Source organism: Empedobacter sp. UBA7252 (assembly GCF_002472765.1).
Lineage (GTDB): Bacteria > Bacteroidota > Bacteroidia > Flavobacteriales > Weeksellaceae > Empedobacter > Empedobacter falsenii_B.
Genome location: NZ_DKSQ01000089.1, coordinates 20,085 through 28,475, shown reverse-complemented (window position 1 = coordinate 28,475; position 8,391 = coordinate 20,085). Strand labels below are relative to the sequence as shown.

The window sequence follows — 8,391 nt, the reverse complement described above, 5'->3', positions numbered from 1 at the left end:
GAGATTTTTACGCTTCAAAACTGGAGATTGTCCGTTTATTGCAGGAGCTGAAAAAAGAATACCGATAACATTTGAAGATCCTAAAGTTTCAGACCATACAGCAGAGCAATCAAAAGTGTATGCAGAAAGAAGTTTGCAGATAGCAACAGAAATGTTTTACGTTTTTTCTCGAGTTATATCACCCGATAATCGCTTTTTACCTGCTTCTAAAAATTCTTTATTCCACTTATAAAATTGAGATTGACTTATACTATATTTTCTACAAAGTTGGGCTATGGAGTTTCTGCTCGTTAAGCTTCCATTACAATTAAAATTTGTTCTTTGACTTCTTTTGCAAACTCAACACCATTACCATCAGGTAATTTTACATCACATAAAATAACTTCAGGAGTAAGTGTTTTAATTTTTTTTATCCCTGATTTTAAATTTTCTGCTTGATGTATTTCAAAACCTTCTAATTCGAGCTAGGAGTGTTCTGATTTTTGTTTTATCGTCTATGATTAAAATTGAATGCATTCTTATTACTTGTGAACAATGAAGGTATTATTTTATGCATATAGCTTTTATAAACTCATTATTTTTTTCTTCTTCAAACTTTTTCAAGAATTCCAAAAATATATCGAATGTGGGATTGAGTAACTTTTGAATCCATTGAAAGGAATTTGATTATTTACTATGTTTTTTATAAATCAATCGTCCGTTCTATTTTTATTTGTTCCAAAAATGCTTCGTCGTGTGATACAACGATTAGCGTTCCTTGATATTCGTTTATAGCTTTTGTCAAAATTTCAATGTTCTGAATATCCAAATTATTGGTAGGTTCGTCCAAAATAATAATGTCAGGAGCTTTACTGTTTATTGTTAAACAACAAAGTAATAAACGCATTCTTTCACCACCACTCAACATTAAGCAAGGTTTCTCTCAGTCGTCTTTTGAAAATAAAAATCGGTTTAAACGAATCTTGATTTCATGTTCTTGTAATGCTGAGGTATTGAATTGTTGTGCTTGCTCATAAACTTTTAGTTTATTATTAAGTAACGAATAATCTTGGTCAATGTAAATGGATTTATTTTCTGCTCGATAAATTGTTCCTTTTTGCGGTTTTATCTTACCTAAAATAAGCTTTATCAACGTGGTTTTCCCTGAACCGTTTTTTCCTTTTAATGCAATGCGTTCGCGACTTGTAATCTCAAAATTTAAGTTGTTTTTCCAAATCAGTTTATCGTTATAACTAAAGTTAACGTTAGTTGCGGTAAATAAAACTTTTCCTTTATGTAAGTCTGAATGATCAAAACCAAATTTCATTTTATCTAAAGGAGATAAAGAGGAGCGAAGCGTTTGTAAATCTTGAGAAATTCCATTAATTTTTTCTGCATGAACACCTTTTAATTTTGATGTACTATTTTCGGCATTATTTCGCAAAGTGTTCATCATTATTCGAGCAACACCTGATTTTTCTTGTTTACTTTTTCCACGATTATCCAATTTTTGTTGTCGTTCTAAAGTATCTCGTTCTTTCTCTTTGGCTTTCCGCAATGCTTTTTCTTTGCTTTGAATATCTTGATTCAAGGCATTGTTTTCAATCTGTTTTTGAGCTTTATAAAAGTCGTAATTTCCACCATAAACTTTAATCCCGTTTTTACTTAACTCATAAACACTATTTAGAAGGTTTAGAAGTTTTCTGTCGTGGCTTACGATGATTAACGTGCTTTTTGTATCGAGAACTAGATCATATAAAAGTTGACGACTTACATTATCGAGATGATTGCTAGGTTCATCCAATAAAATTAATTCGGGCTGATGAATGGAAATTCCAGCTAAAAAAACTTTTGTTTTTTGTCCACCACTTAGAGTTTCCATTTTTTGATTCAAGTCCAAATCGTTGAGTTGCCAATAACTTAATGCTTCATTGCAACGGTCTTCGATTGTCCAATCATCATCGAGTGAATTGAAATTATCTTCACTTGTGTTTCCGTTTAAGATTTCGTTCAAAGCACTTAATTTATCTTCGATTTTCAGTACTTGAGCGATCGTCAACTGATTGAATTGTCCGAAAATTTGTGGAACATAATAAGGTTCAGTTTCAATGTTTATTAGACCATTTGATGGTTGATATTTTTTAGCGATAATTTTCAATAAAGTAGATTTTCCTACTCCGTTGTTACCAATTAAAGCAATTTTTTCTTGATTTTGTACTGTTAAATTAATGTCGCTAAACAGTATATTCTTGTTTGGATGTAGATATGAAATATTTTGTAAAGTAAGCATAATTCCTTTCTTTAGAAGTGAAACAATACAGCAACCGTTTTGAGGTTGTTGTTCTGATTTGTCTGAAAGAAATTATTTTTTACATTGTGTCTTACTTAAATTTTGATTTTGCGAATATACGAACTTTATTTAATGAATAAGAAATCAGAGGGAAGTTAAAGATTAGCTACATAGAAACATAAAATGCTAAAATATTTATTTTACTACTTTATACTCAACGCACCTGAAGGACATTGATGAACTTGTTTGATAAGTTCGTCACTACTTGCATTTTTTGGCTTTAGCCAAGGTTTTTCTTTCGGATTATATACATTTGGAAGTAGTTTTACGCAAATACCTACATGTTGACATAATTCAGGCTTCCAGATTATAGTGATTTCTCCGTTTGTATATTCGTGTTGACTCATTTTGATATTTTAGATGAATTGAAGTTACTTAAAAATTTTAAATATTCAACGTTAAAATAATCTTAGTTCCAATATTTTGGGTACTCTCAATTCGCATTTTAATGTCAGCTATTTTAGCTAACTGTGTCGCGATATTTAGTCCTAATCCAGAACCAGAAATATGGAATGTTGAATCATTTTTAATACGGAAAAATCGTTCTTGAACAAATTTTAAATCTTCTTGATTCATTCCAATTCCATTGTCTTCAAAAATCAATTCATAAGAATTGTTCTCGATGTTAGAAAGAATTGTTATTTGACCTTTTAAGTTAGAATATTTTATAGCATTTGATAAAACATTATCTATAATAATCTCAAAAAATTCTTGGTAATTATCAATTTCACAAGTTTGAAGTTGTTCTGTATCGACAGAAATTTGTTTTTCTTGTAATAAAACATCAAAACGTTCAATTGATTTTAAAACTTCGGTTTTTAGCTCAAATAAAGAAGTTTTCAACTCTAAACTATTATTTTCTACACGAGAAATCAACAAAAATTGCTCTACCAAACGATCCAAACGATTCACTTGTTTCAATGTGTAATCTATTTTTTCATTGTATTGCTCAGGCGTGCGTTCGTGTCGAATCAAAATTTCCAAGGTTCCTTTTATAATCGCCAAAGGTGTTCGAAGTTCATGTGAAGCATCAGCCGAGAACTGTTTAGCTTTTAAAATTTGAAACTCTAATCGATCTAAAAGTGAATTTATTGTCGCTGAAAGTTGAAATAATTCATCTTTATTTTTAGGTAATTGAATGCGTTCTGAAAGATTATTTTCGGTGATCGATTGCGCTGTATGAATAACATTGAAAACAGGTTTAATCGATTTAGCCGCAATAAAACGAGCTAAAAGAAACGTCAATAAAACCGAAATAGGAAAGATAATAAGTAAGGCGGTTTTTAAATAATCTAATGCTAATTGATTGTGTTTTGTAGAAACGCCTATTACTAAATAACCAACAACTTCGCCATGATGAATCAATTTTGCTTGAGAAATTAATAACTGAATTGAATTATATTCAGCATAAAATGGCTTGTTTTCTGGTTCTTCATTGTTCCAATCCAATTGATTTTGAACCATGTTTGGAGAACTTTCAACTAAGTTGAAATTTTTATCATAAATTGAGATAAAAACAGGATTCAGCGCAATGTCTGTATGTTCTACTTCTTCCCATTCGCGCGGTTGAACGAAGTTTTCTAATGTAGGTTCGTGTAAAACATAATCGACGTGACTGTTAATTTCTTCCTCCAACGTTTCGTACATTGTTTTGTTAATTCCCCTATTTACAACAAAGAAAATTAACCCAAAAATAATGAGTAAAACAGCAGAAAATAAAATGCTGTAAAAGGTTGCAATTCTATTTTTTACAGATAATTTTTTAAACATCGTTTGTTATATAACCCACGCCACGAATAGTATGTAAGCGCGGATCGTCTTTTTTTAGATTTAATTTTTTACGAATCGCGTTAATAAAAACATCAATTACACTTGTATCGTATTCAAAGTGAATGTCCCAAACGTTTTCAATGATTTCTTTGCGTGTACAAATTCGGTTTTTATTTTTGAAAAGGTAAGCTAAAAGTTGAAATTCTTTTAATGTTAATTCAACTAAATTATTGTCTAAAAAAGTCTGATGTGTTTCTGGATTGATTGAAATATTTCCGAAATTAAAAAGATTATTCGATTCATTTTGACGAAGATAAACGTTTATTCGTGCTACCAATTCATTAAAATCAAATGGTTTTTTGATGTAGTCATTTGCACCAGCATTCAAACCTTCAATCGTATCTTGAACTGTATCTTTCGCTGTAATGAAAATAATGGGTGTTTTTTGGTTCATATTTTCAGAATTTCGGATTGCTTTACAAACGTCTAATCCAGAAATATTTAACATCATCCAATCCAATAAAATAACATCAAATTTCTCGTTATTTATTTTCACTAAAGCATCTTCGCCTCTTAAACAGTGCGTTGGCGATAAATTTTCTTCTTCTAAACCTTGAAGCATAAAATTAGCAATTCCCAATTCATCTTCAACAATTAAAACTTTTGGTTTGTTCATTTTCTAATTCGGAATAATAACATTCAAAGCATTCGGAACAATCGAAACTTCAATAGAATTTTGGTTAAAAATAACAGCTTCACCATCAACTTGAGCAATTGTTTTTGGTTGTTTGGAATTGAATTTTACTGAATTGACTTGCAATACTTTTGCTTGCTTCATTTTTTCAATTCGTTTTCCTAAAACATTAGCCGAAAACTGAATTTGTTGTATAAAATTAAGCTTTTTTACTGCAAGAAAGTCTAATTTTCCATCATTTAATTTTGCATTGGGTGAAAATGTGATGCCGTAACCCGCTTCGTTAGAGTTAGAGCAGAACACAAAATAAAAATCATCATCTAATGTATGTTGATCATCTAATTCGATGCTAAATTTTTTCGGTTGAAAGTTAAAAATCGCTTTTGTACTGGCAGTTACATATCCCAAAAAGTTTCTGGTTTTGGTTTGAGCATAATTGTTAATCACATCTGCATCAATTCCCAATCCCATATTGCTAAAAAAGTAATTTTCGTTGATTTTTCCTGCATCAATTTTATTGATTTTTGCATTCAAAATCGTTTCAAAAGCTTTTTCGGTGGTTTTAGGGATATGCAAATTAGCCGCTAATCCATTTCCTGAACCAATCGGAATAATTCCCAAAGCAACATTGCTACCAACCAAGGCTTGTGCGACTTCGTTTATCGTTCCGTCGCCACCACAAGCTACTATTATATCAGGATTTTTTGTCAGAACTTGATTTGTAATTTCAGTTGCGTGACCAATATTTTCAGTTAAAAATGTTTCGAATTCAACATTTTTTTGACTAAAATAGTGTTGAATTTCAGTTTCAATCATTCGTCCTTTTCCCTTTCCAGCAATAGGATTGATGATAAAAATGATTTTATTTTTCATTTAATAAATGATTGCTAAATAAATAATCGGCTGTTTGATAATTAGATATGATAGAACGCTCGAAAATAGGATCAACCTTTGTATCAATTAAATTTTTGTCAATCCATTTGTATTGATTGATTTTCTTTTGATCAGATAAAATCGAAACATCTTCGCCTTTTTTCATTCCCAATTTAATATACGTACCAACAAAAGAACGCGATTTGTATTGCGGATCAAAAATATCTTTTCCATAAAATTGAGATGTATATTTCCAATTGAACAACGAAAATAACGTTGGGAAAATATCAATTTGAGAAACTTCTTTTGTGACATTTTCGTTTGCGTGCGATTTTAAATTATAGATAAATGCCGGAATGTGATGGTTTTTTACATCAATTGCATCTTTGCCCGCGCTACTTGCACAGTGATCGGCAATAAACACAAAAACGGTATTGCTGAACCAAGGTTTTGTTTTCGCTTTTGCAATTAAATCTCCAATTGCATAATCGGCATATTTTACAGCTCCAGGACGACCAGTTCCAGACGGAATATCAATTTTTCCATCTTCGTACGTATAAGGTTTGTGGTTAGAAGTTGACATGACAAAAGCAAAAAATGGTTGTTTTGTTTTGTATTTTTCATCGGCAACTTTGATCACTTTTCTGTAAATATCATCATCGGCAATTCCCCAAGCATTCTCAAAAGTAACTTCATCATCATTAATATTGTATCGATTGGTATTGATTTTATCACTCAAAACGCTACCACGACCGCGATCGTAAATGTCAAAACCATTTCCACCATAAAACGCATTCATATTATCAAAATATCCATCGCCACCATAAAAAAACATATTGTGGTATCCTTTTGCTTTGAAAACATTCGAAATAGTATATAAATTTTGATTATCAACACGCTTCACAATACTATTTCCAGGTGTAGGAGGAATTGATAATGTAACAGCTTCCATTCCACGAACAGTACGCGTTCCGTTGGCAAACATATTCGAAAAATAGATGCTGTTATTCGCTATATCGTTGAGGTTTGGAGTGATTGATTTTCCGTTGAATTGCTCTTGCAAAAATGAAGCGCTCATACTTTCCATTAACACAAAAATCACATTTGGTTTTTGTTCTGCTTGTGACGGATTACTCGCTAAAATTGTTCTTCGTATTGGATTTTTGAATTGTTGATCGAAAACAGTTTTCGAATCTTGCAATTCAGATTTCATCACTGCAAAAGCATCTTCAATCGGAATAGATTTATAATGTTCGTCGTATTTTAAATGATTATTTCGGAAAGCAGAAAAGAAAGAAAAAATTCCGGCTTTAGAAACTTCGTTGTTGTATCGATTTTCTGAAGTTGAACTACTATCATTATTTAAAAGAAACAATGAGCTAACCGCAAGTAGTAAATTGAACACAAAAACGCCAATTTTTTGACTTGTTTTTGGTTTGTTATGGAATGTGTTGTAAAAGAAATAACCTTTTTTTGTTGCGAAAATTGTCAAGCCTGTAATCAACACAATTCCGCCAATTAAAACTGGTAAAGGATATGATTCTTGAATATTTTTGACAACTTCGTAGGTATAAATTAAATAATCGACCGCAATAAAATTGAATCGGCTTTTGAATTCGTCCCAAAATGTAACTTCGGCAAAAAATGTAAAATAAATGATTACCAAATACAATGTATAAACGAAATACACGAAAGTTCGATCAAATAATGAATTGACGAATTTGTTTGGTAAAATCATAAAATAAAATGATAAGAATAACGTGAAACAGCTTACAACGCTAATGTCGTACACCAATCCATAAAAAATAGTGTGCAATAACGAGCCAATATTCCAATCGAAATCACTTTTTACCCAAATTGCAAAAATTAGGCGTAGAATAAATGAAATTAGAATAAATAACGAACTGAAAAATAGTAAAATACTGTAACGTCCTTTTAAATTATTTGTAAACATTTTGTTTTTGAATTATTGTTCAAATATCTTGATATTTAATAGATTATTAACATGGAAAAGTGAATCTTAAGCGAATCTTAAGTTTGCGATTCTTGAATGAAAGATAGAAACTGAAAACGTTAATAATTCGTGAAAAAATGGTTTTGATTAGAAATAGTTGTAAATTTGTAATTGGTTTATAAAGTAGGTAGAATGGAAGAGATATTAATCAATGAAAAAGAAGAAAAGTTTTTAACATATTGGGAGAAAAGATTCTCTACAATTTTTAAAGACAATACAAGTTGGACAACTTTGTTTATGACAGTTAACAAAGCTACTTTTCCAGATTCATTAAATATAGAAACGTTTTGCAAAAAGTTTATGCAAGATTTCAATATGAAATTATCATATAAATATGATGAATCAGACAACGAATACGATTTGACAATTACAAGATAATTACGGAAAACGAAAAATCCTTATCAATTTTGATAAGGATTTTTTTGTTGTAAAAAGGGACATTTGATTGATAATCATGCTTAAATTTTAAGAAAAATATTTAACCAAAAAATTAAATAAAATATTGTTGATTTAGATTTGATTTTACTAATTAAAATGTTTAATTTTGCAGTTCACTTTTAAAGGTGATTTAGTTTTTAAAGTTTACAACATTTGTATAGCTCATAATAAGGTTGAGCGTCTCTACGGCAGACCATAAAAAATTGCCACTACAAATGAATTTTTTTTCTACAAAATGAGTCTTGAACCACTCTCGTTAGAAAATAGTTTGTT

General features: G+C 30.3%; 7 protein-coding genes, 2 pseudogenes and 1 riboswitch. Of the genes and pseudogenes, 1 reads left to right on the top strand and 8 read right to left on the bottom strand.

Features of this window, described 5'->3' with window-relative positions:
* Positions 1–159: 159 nt before the first annotated feature.
* The 8 genes and pseudogenes from B2X73_RS15350 to B2X73_RS12990 all read right to left on the bottom strand — a co-directional run.
* Positions 160–294: pseudogene (locus B2X73_RS15350) on the bottom strand (IS3 family transposase); the annotation flags it as partial.
* Positions 291–404 (bottom strand): hypothetical protein, encoded by a 114-nt coding sequence (locus tag B2X73_RS15345; protein WP_376741540.1) that lies wholly within the window; start codon positions 402–404, stop codon positions 291–293. The pseudogene B2X73_RS15350 and the gene B2X73_RS15345, both read right to left, overlap by 4 nt.
* 278 nt (positions 405–682) lie before the next feature.
* Positions 683–2,269: pseudogene (gene abc-f / locus B2X73_RS13015) on the bottom strand (ribosomal protection-like ABC-F family protein).
* A gap of 203 nt (positions 2,270–2,472) precedes the next feature.
* Complete coding sequence (locus B2X73_RS13010; RefSeq protein ID WP_291049002.1) at positions 2,473–2,676, bottom strand: (4Fe-4S)-binding protein; 204 nt, start codon at positions 2,674–2,676, stop codon at positions 2,473–2,475.
* A gap of 37 nt (positions 2,677–2,713) precedes the next feature.
* Positions 2,714–4,099, bottom strand: a complete 1,386-nt coding sequence (locus tag B2X73_RS13005; protein WP_291067228.1) for a sensor histidine kinase — start codon at positions 4,097–4,099, stop codon at positions 2,714–2,716.
* Positions 4,092–4,775, bottom strand: a complete 684-nt coding sequence (locus B2X73_RS13000) for a response regulator transcription factor (RefSeq protein ID WP_291067230.1) — start codon at positions 4,773–4,775, stop codon at positions 4,092–4,094. The genes B2X73_RS13005 and B2X73_RS13000 overlap by 8 nt, the downstream gene beginning before the upstream one ends.
* Positions 4,776–4,778: 3 nt before the next feature.
* On the bottom strand, positions 4,779–5,666 hold the full coding sequence (locus tag B2X73_RS12995) for a diacylglycerol/lipid kinase family protein (protein ID WP_291067232.1): 888 nt from the start codon (positions 5,664–5,666) through the stop codon (positions 4,779–4,781).
* On the bottom strand, positions 5,656–7,620 hold the full coding sequence (locus B2X73_RS12990; RefSeq protein WP_291059132.1) for an LTA synthase family protein: 1,965 nt from the start codon (positions 7,618–7,620) through the stop codon (positions 5,656–5,658). Before B2X73_RS12990 ends, B2X73_RS12995 begins: the two co-directional genes overlap by 11 nt.
* A gap of 192 nt (positions 7,621–7,812) precedes the next feature.
* Between B2X73_RS12990 and B2X73_RS12985 the strand changes: the two genes are divergently transcribed.
* Positions 7,813–8,058, top strand: coding sequence for a hypothetical protein (locus B2X73_RS12985; protein ID WP_038332385.1), 246 nt, complete (start codon positions 7,813–7,815; stop codon positions 8,056–8,058).
* A 193-nt stretch (positions 8,059–8,251) separates the two neighbouring features.
* Positions 8,252–8,350: riboswitch (purine riboswitch) on the top strand.
* Positions 8,351–8,391 lie beyond the last annotated feature (41 nt).